14 protein-coding genes are annotated in these 16,578 nt (G+C 57.6%); 10 read left to right on the top strand and 4 right to left on the bottom strand.

What is annotated here, in order from left to right; genetic code table 11:
* Positions 1-94: 94 nt before the first annotated feature.
* Positions 95-868 carry a PspA/IM30 family protein gene (locus HY011_29380; GenBank protein ID MBI3427061.1) on the bottom strand — a complete coding sequence of 258 codons (774 nt, stop codon included), beginning with the start codon at positions 866-868 and terminating at the stop codon, positions 95-97.
* Between HY011_29380 and HY011_29375 the strand changes: the two genes are divergently transcribed.
* Positions 867-1,088, top strand: coding sequence for a hypothetical protein (locus HY011_29375; GenBank protein MBI3427060.1), 222 nt, complete (start codon positions 867-869; stop codon positions 1,086-1,088). The genes HY011_29380 and HY011_29375 overlap by 2 nt on opposite strands.
* 100 nt (positions 1,089-1,188) lie before the next feature.
* Here the strand turns inward: HY011_29375 and HY011_29370 are convergent, their stop codons facing one another.
* Together HY011_29370 and HY011_29365 are read right to left on the bottom strand one after the other, a co-directional pair.
* Positions 1,189-3,678, bottom strand: a complete 2,490-nt coding sequence (locus tag HY011_29370) for a VCBS repeat-containing protein (GenBank protein ID MBI3427059.1) — start codon at positions 3,676-3,678, stop codon at positions 1,189-1,191.
* 558 nt (positions 3,679-4,236) lie between these two features.
* On the bottom strand, positions 4,237-4,956 hold the full coding sequence (locus HY011_29365) for a DUF4261 domain-containing protein (GenBank protein MBI3427058.1): 720 nt from the start codon (positions 4,954-4,956) through the stop codon (positions 4,237-4,239).
* Between the two features lie 452 nt (positions 4,957-5,408).
* On the opposite strand from HY011_29365, the gene HY011_29360 reads away from it, so the two are divergent.
* Positions 5,409-6,566 (top strand): glycosyltransferase, encoded by a 1,158-nt coding sequence (locus HY011_29360; GenBank protein ID MBI3427057.1) that lies wholly within the window; start codon positions 5,409-5,411, stop codon positions 6,564-6,566.
* A gap of 118 nt (positions 6,567-6,684) precedes the next feature.
* Positions 6,685-7,911, top strand: coding sequence for a glycosyltransferase (locus HY011_29355; protein MBI3427056.1), 1,227 nt, complete (start codon positions 6,685-6,687; stop codon positions 7,909-7,911).
* Between the two features lie 243 nt (positions 7,912-8,154).
* Here the strand turns inward: HY011_29355 and HY011_29350 are convergent, their stop codons facing one another.
* Positions 8,155-10,158, bottom strand: coding sequence for an O-antigen ligase family protein (locus HY011_29350; protein ID MBI3427055.1), 2,004 nt, complete (start codon positions 10,156-10,158; stop codon positions 8,155-8,157).
* 552 nt (positions 10,159-10,710) lie between these two features.
* On the opposite strand from HY011_29350, the gene HY011_29345 reads away from it, so the two are divergent.
* From HY011_29345 to HY011_29315, 7 genes are all read left to right on the top strand, one after another.
* Entirely contained in the window at positions 10,711-11,463 is a 753-nt protein-coding gene (locus tag HY011_29345; protein MBI3427054.1) for an ATP-binding protein, read from the top strand.
* A gap of 209 nt (positions 11,464-11,672) precedes the next feature.
* Entirely contained in the window at positions 11,673-12,224 is a 552-nt protein-coding gene (locus tag HY011_29340; GenBank protein ID MBI3427053.1) for a hypothetical protein, read from the top strand.
* On the top strand, positions 12,142-12,618 hold the full coding sequence (locus HY011_29335; protein MBI3427052.1) for a transcriptional regulator: 477 nt from the start codon (positions 12,142-12,144) through the stop codon (positions 12,616-12,618). Before HY011_29340 ends, HY011_29335 begins: the two co-directional genes overlap by 83 nt.
* Positions 12,619-12,737: 119 nt before the next feature.
* Positions 12,738-13,262 (top strand): YjbQ family protein, encoded by a 525-nt coding sequence (locus HY011_29330; GenBank protein MBI3427051.1) that lies wholly within the window; start codon positions 12,738-12,740, stop codon positions 13,260-13,262.
* A 122-nt stretch (positions 13,263-13,384) separates the two neighbouring features.
* Positions 13,385-15,058, top strand: coding sequence for a DUF4173 domain-containing protein (locus HY011_29325; protein MBI3427050.1), 1,674 nt, complete (start codon positions 13,385-13,387; stop codon positions 15,056-15,058).
* Between the two features lie 15 nt (positions 15,059-15,073).
* A complete protein-coding gene (locus HY011_29320) occupies positions 15,074-15,634 on the top strand; it encodes a metal-dependent hydrolase (GenBank protein ID MBI3427049.1) in 561 nt (186 codons plus the stop codon).
* Between the two features lie 9 nt (positions 15,635-15,643).
* Positions 15,644-16,384 carry a di-trans,poly-cis-decaprenylcistransferase gene (locus HY011_29315; protein MBI3427048.1) on the top strand — a complete coding sequence of 247 codons (741 nt, stop codon included), beginning with the start codon at positions 15,644-15,646 and terminating at the stop codon, positions 16,382-16,384.
* The last annotated feature ends 194 nt before the right edge of the window (positions 16,385-16,578 follow it).

The raw sequence follows: 16,578 nt of genomic DNA, 5'->3' as shown, positions 1-16,578 counted from the left end.
CGGTAGTCAGTAGTCAGTAGTCAGTAGTCAGTAGCTGATTGCATTGCGGTAACTGTCTTCCAGCTACTGAGTGCCGGCTGCCGACTGCCGGTTACTATTCCGTTAATTTCTGGCGTTGTTGGGGCACGCCTTCAGCCGCGCCGAGTGTTTTTTCCATATTGACCGATGGCGCGCCTTCGCCCAGGGCGGCTTGCGGAGTGGCGGGCGCCAAGCCCATCTGCTGTTTGTAAGCCAGCAGCATATCTTGCGCTTCGACGTTGGCGATCTCGCGATCAATGCTTTGCATACGCGAATCAAGGCCGGTGGAGGCCAATTCCGCGCGGGCTTCGGCGCCGGCCACGCGATTGGCGATCTTCTCGCGCATGTCGTCAAAGGTCTGCGAATTGTCGCCCATCTGAAAGCTCGCCATAGTTTGCGCGACCTGTTCCTGCATCTGCGCCTGGCGATTGGCCGCGAGCAGTTGCATCGCCTCGGCCTTGCGGCGCTCAAATTGGAGCATGTAATTATCCAGGAACTCGCGCGCCTTGACCGAAGCGTTTTTGGCCTGCTCGTGTTGCATCTTGGTCGTTTCGAGACCGCGCTGCGCTGTTTGCATCTGTGAGATCAAGGTCGTGGCAATGTCATCATTGCCGGTGCGAATCGCGGCTTTGACCTTGGCGTCTAGCTGGACGAGTTGGGTTTGTGAGCGTTCCACTTCGGCTGCCAGCCGTTTTTCGCCCGCCATCACTTGGGCGACGTTGTTGCGCATCTTCGGCACTTCGTCCTGCATATCGCGCATGAGCTGTTGCAAGATCAATTCAGGGTTTTCCGCATCCGAGATGATGCCGCCAAAGATCGAACGAAAGAGCCGTTTGAGACGTGTCCACATGCTGTGTTTTCCTTTTCTCGCGGGTACGGCGGCGCTGTTTTTGCGAAGCGCACCGCCGCTGGGTTCAACAACTTTTGATGATACGCGGTTTGATTGGGTGATGTTTCATCACTGCGCCGAATTTTCCAGCCGCAGCGTGCGCGAGTATAGCAGTAGCAGATTGAAGGCAAAAGGCGCGGGCGAAAAAGGTGGTCAGCGGTCAGTGGTCAGTGGTCAGTGATCAGTGATCAGTGGTTAGTGATCACTGATTGCAGATTCAAAAGCTGCTACCGTCTATTAACGGATTACTGACCACTAACCACTGACCACTGACCACTGACTTATGGCTGTTTCAGCGGCAAGGGCGTGTCGCCATTCTGACCGAGCGTTTGAATGCGATAGGCATTGATCGAACTGAGCAGGATATACCAGGTGCCGTTGAGTGGGCGCCAGATTGCGATGTCGAGCTTACCGTCGCCGTCGTAATCGCCGGGTTCTGGCACGTCCCGGTAAGGGCTATTGGCGCTGCCCCAAGTGACGGTGCGGACTGTCCCGGTGGTGCTTTGGCGAATGCTCCAGAGGCCGGTGGTGCCGCGCCAGGTGGCGGCATCACAGCGCCCGTCGCCATCATAATCGCCGGGCACGGCTTGGTCGCCGGATTGGCCAAGTTGGAAATAACGCGCCTGGCCAGTGCTGCTCTCGCTGATGAACCAGTATCCATTGCTTTGCCGCCAGACGGCCAGATCATAGCGGCCGTCACCATCAAAATCGCCGGGCACTGGCACGTCATAATAGGGTGCGTACCCCGCGCCAAAATAGGCTGTGCGAGTTTGTCCGGTGGAGCTTTCGCGAATTGTCCAAAGCCCTGTGGATGCGCGCCAAACAGCCAGGTCAGTGACGCGGTCGCCGTCATAATCACCGGGGACTGGTGTGTCGCCGCTTTGCCCAAGGCGCTGGATAAAATAGCCTCCCGTTGAACTCAACACGACATACCAGTTGCCTTCGTTTGGCCGCCACACAGCGCCATCCACTTTGCCGTCGCCGTCGTAATCGCCCGGCGCAGGCATGTCGTAATAAGGCGCAGATGATGTTCCCCAATTCGCCGTTTGCATCGTGTTCGTGCCGCTTTTCAGAATTGACCAGAGGCCGCTTGAGCCGCGCCAAAGACCGAGATCGGTTTTCCCATCGCCATCGAAATCGCCCCGCACCGCGCGCTTGCCTCCTCCCACTGGCGGCGGCGGTGGCGGTGGCGGCAGCGCAATGATCGTAATGCTGAGTGCGCGTTGGGCCGACAGTCCGTTCGCGGCGCTCACCCGCACCGTAAAGTTAAAGGTGCTCGCCTGTGCAGGCGTGCCGCTGATGACGCCGTTGGCGCCGAGGCTCAAGCCATTCGGTAAAACGCCCGCAATCACGCTCCAATTGTAAGGCGTCGTGCCGCCCGTGGCGGTGAGCGTTTGCGTGTAAGCCGCGCCGGTCTGGCCGCTGGTCAACGTCGTGGTCGTGATCGTCACCGGTATAGGTGTGGGCGTGGGCGTCGGCACCGGGGTTGGCGTCGGCGATGGCGTGACGCCAGTCCCAGGATAGATGAAGCGTATGGCATCCATATCGTCGGCTCTTAAGCCCGCGCAACGGCCATCGAAATGCGCGTAGGCATACATCGTGGCGGTCGTGTCCAGCGAATGGCCCAGGCCCAATGCGTGCCCCAGTTCATGCGTCGCCACTTCGGCGACATTGCAACTGTTGGAAAAATAGCAGGCCGCGTAGGGGTTGAAGGACAGATTGCCTTCGAGCGCGCGGTAAAAGGTGAGACCGTTGACGACGCGCGTTTGCACCAGGCTGTAATTGATAATCCCGGCGGCGGCCAGGATGCCTGAACAAGTGGAACCGGGGGACGGCGCGAAGGCTGAATAATTGTCGCAGTTGTTGAATGAAATCGTGTTTTCACCATCGCGCAACGTCAAACCGCAACCGCCGGTCGTGCCGCCATTGGCGATGCGTATCGCTGAACCGCTGACCGTAGACCAGGCGTTCATGGCGGCCAGAACATCGTTAACGGCCTGGGCATTAAATGCGCCGGTTGGATTGATTTTGAAAATGACCTGCTGGCCGCTGTCCGGTTCGAACCAGCGCGGAGGTTGACTCGGATTGATAACGGTAAAGAGCGGGATCGGCGGATTGCTGACTGTCGCAGTCATTTCTTGCGGATGCGCCAGCAGCGGCACGTTGGCGTAAAACCTGGCTTCGTGTTGTCGCCCGGCAATCAGTTTGGCGGGGATGAGTTTGCGCAACCTCCCAATATAGGTTTCCAGTTCCAGGCGATCTGTGATGGCTCCTGCCGCGGAACGCCCGACGATTTCGACGCGGCTGGTCGGCACCTCGCGCGTGACCATGGGTTTGCCCGTGCTCAAGTTTGGCGTGATTTTGAATTTGCCCAGGAACCATTGATAGACGCGCAAACTGCCATCGGGCCAGGTGTCCAAATAAAGCAGGACTTCTTCGCCAACGGTGAAGCTGGGTACGCCGTAAATCAGACTGCCCTGCTCACGGCTGACGCCGCCCGGTTCTTTAAGCACGAGCGTGCCGGTCGTGAGAGCGCCTTTGTAGACCTCACTCACCTGCAACGTGATGTAAGTAAAAATGCCGTGATGGGCCTCGTCATAACCGCTGGCAATGTTCGTGACCTGTCCGCGCACGATGGCGCGCGCGCCGGTCACCATTTCTTCATCACTCGGCAGGATGACGCTGGTCGCCTGGATCGGTAGCGCGCAGGTGGCGAGGACGCAGAGATAGAAGAGAGAACGCGCCAGAGAGCGCTGTATGGTTGCCTTCATGATTGAACTCCTGCTCGCCGGTTGAAGGGCGAATTGGTAGGGTCGGCAGTCCCTCAAAAGTTAATGGCGGAACTGCAAAAAGAGCTTGGTCTCAAAAAGAACTTGGGGCTATGCCACGACGGGGATGCGGCGGGGTATGGGGAAAAGGAACAGCGGGATTCGCGGACGCTGGCGGGGATGCGAGCGTGCCAGCGCCACGAGGCAGACGGGGAAACACACTGGTTGCTTCGACCCGCTGCCAAGCTTGCTTTGCAAACGGAGTGGCGTTTGCAAATGAGCTTGCAGGAAGTGAACGCAAAGAGTCAGTGCCTAGCCAGACCAGGGCACGCTACAAATCTGGAAAGCAGTGAGTGACGCAACGCGATTCGTGGGAGAGTTGGTGCGTTGATGCGGCAGGTTGATTCCGGGGCTAATCGGAACTGCTTGGTTTCAAATGGGGAAAATTTTCTAAGAGATGCGTAGAGGTCAGATTTTTGAGGCGCGATTCAAACACAGGCTTCAACGGGGAGTCAATTCTCCATTTGGTGCAGCCTGCGCAGATGAAAATCAGAACGCTTCTTACAACTTTAATAGATGCCAGCGACCGAACGGGTTATAGAAAGGGTGCTCCGGCTCATACACTTCACAGGCTTCAAACGTCAGCCTATAGCGGCGCGCGGTTTCATCCAGGCTGAAGTAATCTCCGTCATCGAGTTGCGGCAAATCTTCGAGTTGGTAGGTATTGAAGTGGTTGAGCAAATTGGTCGCTTCAACCGCACCAATCTGGTTGGTCACTGAAACATCCGGCAAGCCGAAGTTATGCATACCACAGGAGTAAAAGTAATCATCGCCTTCGATCAAATTGACATAGGCGCAATACATCGGCTGTAAGGCATCGGCGTTGGCAAATTCATTCCAGCGCGTGGCGCTATGCGCGACGCCAGAGGTTTCGACCTTGATGGCCAGCCCGCCCGCTTTCAGCAAGGTCATGCCCACATTCATCATGCGCCGTGCCTGAGAAATGGAGACTTCAGGGCTCAGCACCCAGAGCGTGCTGTGATGCTGGGCAATCTTCTGCAACTCCTGATCTGTGATGGAAGCATCGCCGAGGGTTTCAAAGACATCCACCAGGCGCGGGTCATAATCTTGCATCTCGACAAACGAGACATCCTGAGAGGCCGTATCCATCAGCGTGAAACCGGCGAAAATATAATTGTTATTTTGGGCCACCAGCGCCTGCGAGACTTCGGCTTGGCTTTTCCAAACACCCGGCACGCCAATGATGATCTGTTCGCTCATCTTTCCCACCCTTCACCTTTCCCAAAAATGCCAACAATTCCTGGCCGACTGCGCTGCTTTTTACGAATGATTGATTGTGGCAAAGCTAACGGTTGACCGGTTCAGGGCAGTGTACTAAACTCCCGCCCGTTGTATCGCAACCTACTTGAACAACCACATCTTGAGTCAGAAGATTTATGCCACGTAGATTCAAGGCCCCGAAATAAGTTGCGATAATGTTAGCCAAATCGATTGTCGGACACAGTTGCAGTGGCAGTAATTTAGCCTCGAAAATTTGCTGTGAAAGATTCTCTGTTGAGTGTTGCCTTGGCGGCATTCTTCACCAAAAACTGTTGACGTGAAGATGTGGCGCTAAAGTTGAAACATTACGACTGGCTGTTTGGTTCTTAACCCCTCTCTCCTGCGCAATACAGAATCAACGCCGCCGCTAGGCGATGGCAATGCATTTACTGATGCCACTTCAAATCTTACTGAGTGTAGGTTGCATATTCGACAGCCTGCTGCGCTTCAGTTTGCTGTGCCTGCGCCTCTGCAAAAAGACTGCCGCCAACTCGCAAGCGGCTGACGCCCGGTTGGCAGGGAAGTGTTGCATCCTGATTCCGGCCCATAACGAAGCTGGCACGATTGGCGCAACCGTGGCGGCCATACAAACGCAACTGGCTGAATGGCCGGGCGCGCGCATGTGGGTGCTGGCTGACCGGTGCACGGATGCGACGGCGGCGGAAGCCGCGCAGGCAGGCGCCGAAGTCGCTATTCGAACGGCTGGAGCCATTGGCAAAGGAGCAGTGTTAGCTTGGTGGTTACAAACGCATTCTTGCGCATGGGCGGCACAGGATTGTGTCGTCATTCTGGATGCGGATAGCCGCTTGGCGGCGGGCAGCTTGCAGGCTCTGCGAGGCGCAATGCAAAGCGACGCTGTCGCCGCACAAGCGTTTGTTGCGCCTGCGGCGACCAACAACGCGGGCAGATTAGCGGGCTGGTCTGAAGTCCTGATGCAACGCATTGATGATGAAGCGCGTCTACGTTGCGGCTGGAACGTCCCCTTACGCGGCACTGGCATGGTGTTCCGCACAACTGTACTCGCCGAACTCGCGCCCCGCTTACACACTTTGGCTGAAGATTTGGAATTGGACGTCTTGCTGGCAGCCCGGCAGTCCAAAGTTCTTTTCGTCCCTCAAGCAGTTGTTTTCGATCCGAAACCGCAACAAACCGCAGGCGCCTCGCGGCAACGCGCGCGCTGGTTGCAAGGCCAGTGGCAAGTCATCCGCGACTATTGGCCGGTGGCGTTGCGTGCGTTGTTAAAGGGCGGAGCCGGGGTTTGGTTCCTGCTCTGGCTTTTGTTCCTGCGCCCGAAAACAGCCCTGATGGGCCTGCGCGCCTTTTTGCTACTAGCAGGGCTGTTGCTCGGCCAAGCTGGTCTTTGGCTGAGCGGCATAGCCTTGTTGGGTTTGTTGATGGATGTGCTTTATTACCTGGGTGGCGCGCTGCTGATCGAAGAGCGCGCGCGTTATTTACAGGATTTGTTAGCCGCGCCGCGCTATGTGGCGATGTGGCTTTGTAGTTTGGGCCTGGCAACTATTCGGCGCGGCTGGTTAAAAGCCGGACGTTGATGGTTGCGTCGCGGGCTACAAAAACAGAAAATGCAGCGGTCGTTGATATAGCGATTGATTTACCCACTTATGATCAGCGGCGGCAGTTCTTGAAACACAGACGAACACACAAGAAATCATGAAAATCCTCTTCCCATACCTGGCACGCTGGCGCTCGGCAAACCGCAGTCGCTATCACCAATTACTCAATCAACTTTGTCGGCAGGGGCATCAAGTCTTTGTGCTGAAAGCGCCGCCCATGGCGCTTGACGACATCAGTTCGACGGATATTGGCAAGGACACTGAAGAGTTGCCAGTCGGGTTGACGTTAAGCGAGCTATATGCGCCCGCGCCTTTGCGGTCGTTCTGGAAGACGTGGATTCCGCGCACCAAATTGTTAAAGAAAGGCTTGCTCTCGCTGACTTCGATGGGCCAGGTGCGGCAATTTATCGAACGTGAAAAAATTGATGTGCTGCTTGTCTATAACTTGCCGCAGGTAAATCTGTTGAAGCAGACCGAATGCCGCACGCATTTCGACTTGGCCGATGATTTGGTCGCGATGCTCGCCGGTGAACATAACTTCCTCGCCCGTGCCGGCGCCGTGGTGGCTGCCCGCGCGGCGCAGGAGCGCATGCTCAAGCAGGCCGAAACTGTGACCGTCGCGTCGAGTGTGCTGGCCGAACGTATGAATCGCGAAGTCTTGATGCTGCCGAACGGGGCCGACCTGGATGAACTTGATCAAGCGCATGGCCGCGCCTGGCGGGCGCGCGGGTTGGGGCCAACCGTGGGCTTCGTGGGCGCGTTTGAATACTGGGTGGATTTCGATTTGGTGATGAACCTCGCGCGCCGTATGCCGCAAGTGAATTTTTTGCTCGTGGGTGGCGGGCGGCGTTGGAAGGTCATCAAACAGCAGGTCGAACAACGCGGCCTGACGAATGTCGTGTTGACCGGCGCGGTGCAGTATCAGGAAGCCATGAACTATGTTGCCGGAATGGACATCTGCCTGTTGCCTTTCACGCACGATGCGGTTTCGGACGGCTCGTGCCCGCTCAAGCTTTTTGAATATGCCGCGTTGCGCAAGCCGATCATCAGCACCTGCACGACAGAGGTGATGCGCATCGGTCAGGACTGGATTACGTTTGCGGACGATGTGACGGGCTTTGCCTATGCGATTGATGCGCTCCTGGCAGACCCGAAACTGGCTGCGCACTATGGCGAAGCGGGCCGTGCGCTGGTTGAGCAGGTGTACAACTGGCCCATGCTGGCCCAGCAATTTGCCACGTTATTGCGCTCTGGCGCCGTCCCGCGCTTTGAGTGGGCGGGCGCTCAACGGGCTGTTTTGGGCGCGCTCAATTCGCGCGCTTAGATCGGGTTGCAGCTCGGTGTTTGGGAAATGCCGTGCGGTTGGACGGTACCGCGCGCGTGAGCAAGCGGAGACTGCACGGTTGTGCCAGTGCGCCGTACTTGACGCGCCGCTTGCTTACGCGCGCGGTACCGTTCCGGTGCCGTACCCTGCCGTACACGCAATTGAAAACCGATCTAATGCGTTTGTCTGCGGATGGAATTTGAGGCACGCCGGGAAAGACTGAGTTCCGGCGTGCCTTTTTTGCTATTTCAAATAGTGATAAGCCCGTGCTTGTACCAGCGTGCGCACCAGCTTTGGTTCTAATTCACCCGGCGCCAGCAAGCCTGCCTGCTTGGCTGCATCAGCGGCGGCGGCATCTTTCATCCTGAACGCCAAGTCCCAACTCCGCGCAAGCTGCGCATCCACTTTTTCCAGCCGTTCGCGTTGCTGTTTGGCCTGTTCAAATTGCCCTTGTTTCCGCAACATCTCGGCATAGGCGGCACGGGCGACAATGGATTTTGGAAAGGAGGCCAGACACTCCTGCAAAATTTGCCCGGCCTTGCTGACGTCGCCATTTTGCTCATAACAAAAGGCCCACAGGATGTAGGCATACGGCCGGCTGTAGCCATGCGCCAGGGCATATTCAATATGCGGCAGACATTCCTGTGGACGTTTCATTTGAAAGAGCACCAAGCTGAGACCCAGATGTGCGCCCGCATTGGCGGGATCAAGGTCAAGCACTTGCCGGTAACGCCGCACCAAGCGTTCATTCTCGGCCGCGTTGTTCAGCGCAAATTTGAAATCAAGCCCGCTTTGCATTTGTTGGCTGGCATAGACGTTGTAATTGCGCGCCAGGATTGCCAGCGCGGCAACCAAGGCCAGCGCCGCCAAACTGCTGACCAACACCTTGGGCATCAACCAGCCCGCATCATTTTCATCAGCTTCTTCAGGTTGAACTGCAAACCCCAAAGCCAGGACGCAACTCAATAGCAAAACGCCGGGTGTCGAGCGGAAAGAAAAAGCGGTGACGATTGAACAGGCGGCAAAGGAGAACAGGCTGAAGAGCGCCCCCAGCGCCAGATACCCTCGGGGCGCGTGTCGCCGCCGCCATAACTGCCGCGCAACTTGCAGCCAGAAGACGGCAAAGAGTAACAGGCCCGCGAGTCCCACCTCGGCGAACATCTGTAAATACTCACCGTGCGCGCGCGGGCTATGAATCTCGTCGTAATCTTCGGTGCCAGCCGCCGCCGCAATCGCCGCGTAACGGGGGTTTTCAGCAAAGAACTTTTTATAGGCCCCATAGCTGGCTTCGTAACCTCCCGCGCCCACGCCTTGCAAGATATTGCGCTTACCCATTTCCCAGGCGGTCAGCCAAGTCACAGTGCGGCCGGTCAAGCCCAAATCAATGCTCTGCGTATTCCTGGCCGTCTGTAGCTGCGTGGCGCCGCGCCAACGCGCCAGCAAGGCCTCGCGCTTGTATAGACCTAGCGGCACAACGACCAACAGCACTGCGCCCGCGATAGCATAAACGCGCCGGTTGTCCGCCGCACGGATTACTTTGCCGGCGAGTGCGACGGTAATACACAGTCCCGCCAGCGATACCCCCAACAACGGCCCGCGCCGCAGCGTCAGCATCAAGGCGACGGCGCTCAAGCCGGCGGCGATCAACCCCGCGACGACAAAAAAGCGATGCTGCCGTTCGCAGAGAAACGTCATCAAAAACACCGGCAACAGCAGGGCCAGCAACTCTGCCGTGATGCCGTGATTGAAAAAGATGCCCCACATTTCACCTGAGCCAAAGACAAAGTACTCATAGAAAAGCGACCACAGCAGCAAGGCGGTTGCGACAAGGATGGCGCTATAAAGCGGCCAGATGGACCTTTCGCTGAGCGCCCAACGCCCGGTTACAAAAAACAGCGCCAGGCCAAACCAAATGCCGGCCAGCCGCACTCCTTCGCTCCAATCCGGTGTCCAGAGCAGTGAGAGCAGTTGCCATAAACAGAACGCTGCCAACGGCGCGAGCAATAGCAATTGTTGCCGCCCCAGTTTGATTCCGGCGGGAAGTTGCAACGCCCTGGCCAAACACGCCGCCGCAAAGGCTACGACCGCCAAGCCAAAGACAAACTCCTGCGTCGCCAATCCGGTAAAACCCAGTTCAGGGATGACAAAGAAATTCGGCGTGAGGGCAATGAGCGGAAGAAAGAGAAACAACAACTCGGCGGGTTGGAAGCGCGCCTGCTGCACAGCGCGTGTTTGCTTTGATTTCATGTAAGCGACACAACGTGATTAGAGGGATGATCTGTTTTCGGGTTTGAGTTCGGTCTTGCTGGTTGATTTTTTCCCCGGGACGCGCCGCTTGCGCATAAAGGTTGCAGATTTGCCGGGCACAATATCCAGGGCACCATCACAGGTCTCCTGTCCGGTTTTGGGTTTGGCCGGAGCCGCCGGGCGCGCCGTTTGCGCTTGCCCGAGACAGTTTGCCGCAAGCATTGCCAGGACACATGCCAAGCCGCAAAAGCGACCGCGCCAAGATGAATGACGGCTGCAAAGCATCAGATTTCTCCTTTTGAACGATGGCCCGCAAAGGGCGGATGAAACTTGTAGAAAAGCGGTTGTGATTCTACTCTTGGCAAAAATCAAAAGGCAAAAGCCGGGCTTAGAAAAAAGCGTGTTGAAGAACTGCGGTTGCGTTTTGACAACGCGGGGCGGCTGCCTATAATCCACTTCCTCTTGCGGGACACTCCAACGACAAATGGTGCTTTACATTCTCTGATTGAGCCGCGTGCCGAGCGCGCGCAGACTGCCTTGGGTAGGTGAACTATGTCGCCGAATCAACGAAGAATTGCTCAACAAATTTGCGAGTTTTGCAGCGGAACCGGCTGGGAATTGGTGGCCGGGAAGGGCGTGCGTCAATGCCGTTGCCGCATTTCAGAGCGTGTCAACGAACTGCTCGAACGGTCCCGCATTCCGAAGCGCTATGAGAATTGCTCCTTTGAAAATTACTATCCGCAAGGCGATCCCTGGAAGGAAAAAGATGTGAATGAGTCACAGCGGATGGCCTTGCGGGATGCGAAACAATTCGTGGACGAGTACCCCGGCGTAGATTTTGGTTTGCTCCTCTTGGGGCCGTGTGGGGTAGGAAAAACACACTTGGCGGTGGCTATTTTGCGGTCGCTGGTGCGCAAGGGGATTCAATGCCTCTTTTACGACTTCCGCGATTTGTTGAAGGAAATTCAGGGCAGCTATAACTCTGTTTCGCAGACCTCAGAACTAAAAGTGCTCTCGCCTATTTACGAAGCTGAAGTGCTCGTTTTGGATGAACTAGGCGCTTCAAAGCCGACCGACTGGGTGCGCGACACGATGACGCAAATCATCAATACCCGCTACAACGACAAAAAAATCACCCTCTTCACTTCAAACTATCAAGATCGGCAGGTTTTGCAGGAAGAGACTTTGGTTGATCGCGTCGGCGTGCGCTTGCGCTCGCGCTTGTATGAAATGTGCAAGGTGATCGAAATCAAAGGCGACGATTACCGCCAGAAAATCGGCGGCACGCGTGGCCGCCGCAGCTAGGCCGGCCGGCTGGCCTAGCTGCTGACAGCGCGATTTAGACGCGCCGGTTTTACTTTACCTGAAAAAGTACTTGTCAAAATATGATCCCTGCCTTATGATCGGGCCTGTTTATGAGTTCACTACAACCCCTCCGCACATCAGACGAAGAGCCGCCGAATTTGCCGAGCATTGCCAGCGTGCCCGGGTTGCCCAGTTTGCACGGGCGCGCGATGGATAATTTGCGGTTTATCCGCGAAACGATGGAGCGCGCGACTTCGTTTACCGCCGTTCCGGGTTGGGGCGGCGTGTTTATCGGGATGACGGCCCTGGCGGCGACGGCAGTGGCTGTGCAGCAACGCACGACGCGCGCCTGGTTGCTGACGTGGCTGGTCGAGGCCTTGCTGGCGCTGGCCGTGGGCGGCTGGGCGATGCAGCATAAAGCGCGCGCCGCCGAGTCCACGGTGTTATCCGGGCCAGGCCGCAAATTCGCCTTGAGCTTGTTGCCGCCGTTGTTGGCGGGGGCGCTGCTCTCGGTCGTGCTTTACCGGGCGCATGTGTTCTTTGCGCTGCCGGGTTTGTGGTTGCTGATGTATGGCACGGGTGTCGTCACGGGCGGCGCTTTTTCCGTGCGCATCGTCCCGGTGATGGGCCTGTGTTTTATGGCGTTGGGCATAGTGGCGCTGACGGCCCCGGCGGCCTATGGCAATTGGTTTATGGCGGCGGGTTTCGGCGGACTGCACATTATTTTCGGAATCATCATCGCAAGGAGGTACGGTGGCTAGACGAACTGCTCATCAAATTGAATCGCGGGGCGCGCCGGTCGAACCGCGCAAGGCGCGCGCGGCGGCCCGGGCGCAGCAGGCGCTGCGCGTGGCCGAGAAGGCCCCGGCGCTCGACAATCTCATTCATGAACGCGTCCGTTTGGGCATTGTCAGCGCCCTGGCGGCCAATCCCAGTCTGACCTTTAGCGAACTGAAGGAATTGCTCAAGACGACGGATGGCAACATCAGCGTGCATACGCGCAAACTCGAAGACGCCGAATACATTACCTGCACCAAATCCTTTGAGGGGCGCGTGCCGAAAACGGAATATCAGTTGACGGCGGCGGGGCGTGCCGCGCTCGGACGATACTTGGATCACATGGAAGCGTTGATTCAAGCCGCCCGGGGGCGTTGAAGGGTGGCCCGACCAAGACAGGCGTCAGCAGCGGCTGGCCGGCTGATTAGCCGTTTTGTAAGCCGTTTGCTATGCTGCCGCCGCATTTTTACCGTATTCATTTGAAAAGGAGCAGAGGTATGTATCAAGCCGCGCAGGTCGAAGAATCGCTTAATGCGGTAATGCGCGTTCATCACGAAACTCTTCAACTGGACACCGAGGGCGGAGTTCAATTCATAGACATCACAGCTCAAATTGCCGAGGTCGTAGCGGAATCCGGCATCACGCATGGCTGGGTCAACATCCAAACCCAACACACCACCACCGCCATCATCATCAACGAACACGAGCCGTTATTGCTGGAGGACATGCAGGATTTGCTGGAACGCTTTGCCCCGCTCGACCATCAATACCGGCATAACGACTTCAACATTCGCACCGTCAATATGCAGCCCGATGAACAACCGAACGGTCATTCGCATTGCCGCGCGCTATTCTTGCGCGCTTCCGAAACGATCAATGTGCTGGAGGGGCAGATGAACCTGGGCCGCTGGCAGCGCATATTCTTTGTCGAACTGGATTGCCCGCGCCAACGCCACATCTCGGTGATGATCATGGGACAGTCCGGGCCGCGTTTTCGGGTCGTGCGCGGACGAAAAGCCTGAGTGCAGGAAAGCTGGCAGACTGCTTGCCAGCTTTCTTTATGGCTCTGTACTTTGTTTGGCGAAGTAGTTTGCAATTCGTAATACTCTGTCAACTGGAATACTTTTGCATCGGAGGAGCAACGGTGAACGAAACAACTGAACCCGCCCCGCACGCTGAAAACGAATGGCGGCAAGCGCCCTATCAATCCGCCCTGCAAGCCGAAACGACAGCCACGCCGAACGCCTATCAATCCGCACTTTTACCCGAGGCCTTGCCAATGCCCCTACCAATGGCCCTGCCAATGGCGGAGGCGGCGCTTCCGGCGGCCCCGCCGCAGCGCAAAGCGATGAGCACGCAGACACGGCTGAGCTTGGGAATGCTGGCGGTCGCTGGCGGCGCCGGAGTTGCGGGTGATGCGCTGCTGCGGGCCGTTCCGTGGGGGCCGAACTTATTGTTATGGCTGAGCCTGACCGTGGGTGCGGTCGTGCTGTGGCAGCGGCAGGCGGGAATTGTACGGAACCGCGAGACGAATTGGCTCACCGGGAGTCTGTTCGTTTTTGCCTTCGGTTTCCTGTGGCGGGATTCGGCGGTGCTGCGCGCGTTGGATGTGTTGGCGCTGGCGGTCTTGTTGACGCTCATCGGCTTGCGTGCGCAGACGGGCAAGCTCCTGCGCGCGGCTATCTCGGAATACCTTGGCGCGGCGCTGCATTGCGCTGGCAATGCCATGACTGGGCCATTGATCCTGTTATTCAATGAAATCGGCTGGCGCGAATTGCCGCGCGCGGGCTGGTCGCGGCGCGCGTTTGCTATTGGGCGCGGCGTGTTGATCGCCTTGCCGTTGTTGTTTGTGTTTGGCGTGTTGTTGGTCGCGGCGGACGCGGCCTTTGAAGAATTGGTGGCGAAATTATTTCGCCTGGATTTCGCCAGCTTGTTTTTACATGTAATGGCAATGACGGGCATCGCCTGGTTGGTGAGCGGTTACTTGCGCGCGCTGCAGCCGGAAGCCAAACCCGGCAACCTGGCTGGAGCCGCGACAAAGATCGCGCCGAAGCTGGGCATCGTCGAAATCGGCACGGCGCTGAGTTTGCTGGATGCCTTATTTCTCGTTTTCGTTTTGGTGCAGTTTCAATATCTGTTTTTCGGCGCGGCGCATTTCAAGCCCGGCGCTGGTACGGCTTATGCCATTTATGCACGGCGCGGCTTTTTTGAATTGGTGACCGTGGCCGCGCTGGTTTTGCCATTGCTGTTGGGGGCGCATTGGCTGTTGCGCAAAGACGAGCCGCAGGCGGAACGCATCTTTCGGGTGTTGGCGGGAACGCAGATTGGCCTGCTTTTCGTGATGATGGCCTCGGCGCTTTACCGGATGCGTTTGTATCAACTGTGTTGTGGCTTGACGGAACTGCGCGTTTACACGATGGCGTTTATGATCTGGCTGGCGCTGGTGTTTGGCTGGTTTGCCTGGACGGTTTTGCGTGGCCAACGCGAACGCTTTACGTTTGGCGCGGTGGCGGCGCGGCTGGCGTTGGTCGCAATCCTGCACGTGATCAATCCGGACGAGTTGATTGCCCGCGTGAATGTGCAACGCGCGCAATCAGGGTTGCCCCTGGATGTGCTGTACACGGCGTCACTCAGCGCCGATTCGATTCCCGCGCTGGTTGCGGGCTTGCCGTACTTGAAGCCGGAGGATCAGCGCCTCTTGCGGCAACGCCTGCTCGAACGGCAGCCCGAATTTGCCTATCGCGGCTGGCGGTCATGGAATTGGGCGCGGATGCGCGCTTGGCAAAGTTGTGAAGCCTTAAGGTCAGCAGCGCGGTAAGGAGAAGTAAGCAGTATGCCAACACCGATTGGACACGGATTGCTGGGCGCGGCAGTGCTCGCCGCCATTCCGCTCAAACAAGCTAAGTTGCCCGACTGGCGCACTTGCCTCTTGGGCGCCTTCCTGGCGGCTGCGCCGGACTTGGATTGTCTCTTGGACTGGTTGCCATTCGCGCCATTTGCCGGACGTTATTGGCATCACGATTTCACGCATTCGCTGGGATTTGCCTGCTTTTGCGGCTTTTGGTTCGCGGTGATCGCCCGTGGGGGCGGCAGCCTCACGCGCGCCGCTCTGTTGTTTAGCACCGCGATGGCGAGCCATCCGTTGCTGGATTTTTTCTTTACGGATTCGACTGGGGTGAAACTCTTTTGGCCCTTCTCGCAGGAGTATGTGCGTTTGGCCGTGCCTTCGCCGACCGCTTTTGCCTGGAATCGCACTTCGCCGCTGGGGCATTTGGTGGATGTGGTGCAGGTGAGCACGTTGGATTTTGTCATTTACGGCTCGCTGTTTTTATTGGTTTGGTTGTTGCGCCAACTCGCTTGGCGCAGCGCCTGGCAAGGTGAAGGAAAGATTTGAAGAGGTTCTATGCAAAACACGAGTGTCCAATCGCAGCCAACACGCGGGTTGCACGTCGCTTTGATTATGGATGAAAACGGGCGCTGGGCGCAGCGGCGGGGCTTGCCGCGCACGGCGGGACATAAGGCCGGCGCCGATGCCGTGCGGCGTGTGATCGAGGCCGCGCCGCAGTTGGGGATCAACACGCTGACGCTCTATGCCTTTTCCTCCGACAACTGGCAACGCCCGGCTCCTGAAGTCAGCGCCTTGATGAAATTACTGCGCTTGTATTTGCTCAAAGAGACAGCGAATTGTGTGCGGAATGGCGTGCGTATCAGCGTGATTGGACGCCGGGACCGTTTGGGGCCTGACCTGGTGGCGTTGATCGAGGCTGCCGAAAAGGCGACGGGCCAGGGCCGCACCTTGCACGTGCGTGTGGCGTTGGACTATTCCGCGCGCGAGACTTTGTTGCGGGCGGTCAATCAGCTTTTTCAGACAGGAAAACCGCCCGCCTCGCGCGCCGCTTTGGTGCTGGCCTTGGGGCAAGCGATGCATGCCGATGAACCGGCGCGCGATGTTGATTTGCTGGTGCGCACGAGCGGCGAACAGCGCCTAAGCGATTTTTTGCTGTGGGAATGTGCCTATGCCGAACTCTATTTCACCCCCTGCCTCTGGCCGGATTTTGATCGGTCGCAGTTGGCGGAAGCCGTCACCGTGTTTCACCAGCGCCAACGGCGGTTTGGCGGCCTGGCCGTGGCGGCGGCGGGCTGATAAACGTTAGCTCAGTGAATTGGAGTTTTACTGACTGATGTTACGCAGTAAGCAAGTTCGGCTCGGATTTGACAATTCTTTGCGCCGGAGGCGCGCGGGAGATTCGCCGGTGGTGGAGGCCTCGCCGCAACCACCGGAACCCCGCACGCCAGTCACGCGCGCCCCGGATGGGGCGCAGGACTGAGCTTGCCCGC

This window comes from Acidobacteriota bacterium, from assembly GCA_016196035.1.
In the GTDB taxonomy this organism is placed as follows: Bacteria; Acidobacteriota; Blastocatellia; order RBC074; family RBC074; genus JACPYM01.
The sequence above is the reverse complement of the archived record's forward strand: the minus strand, read 5'-3'. Positions and strand labels throughout refer to the sequence as shown.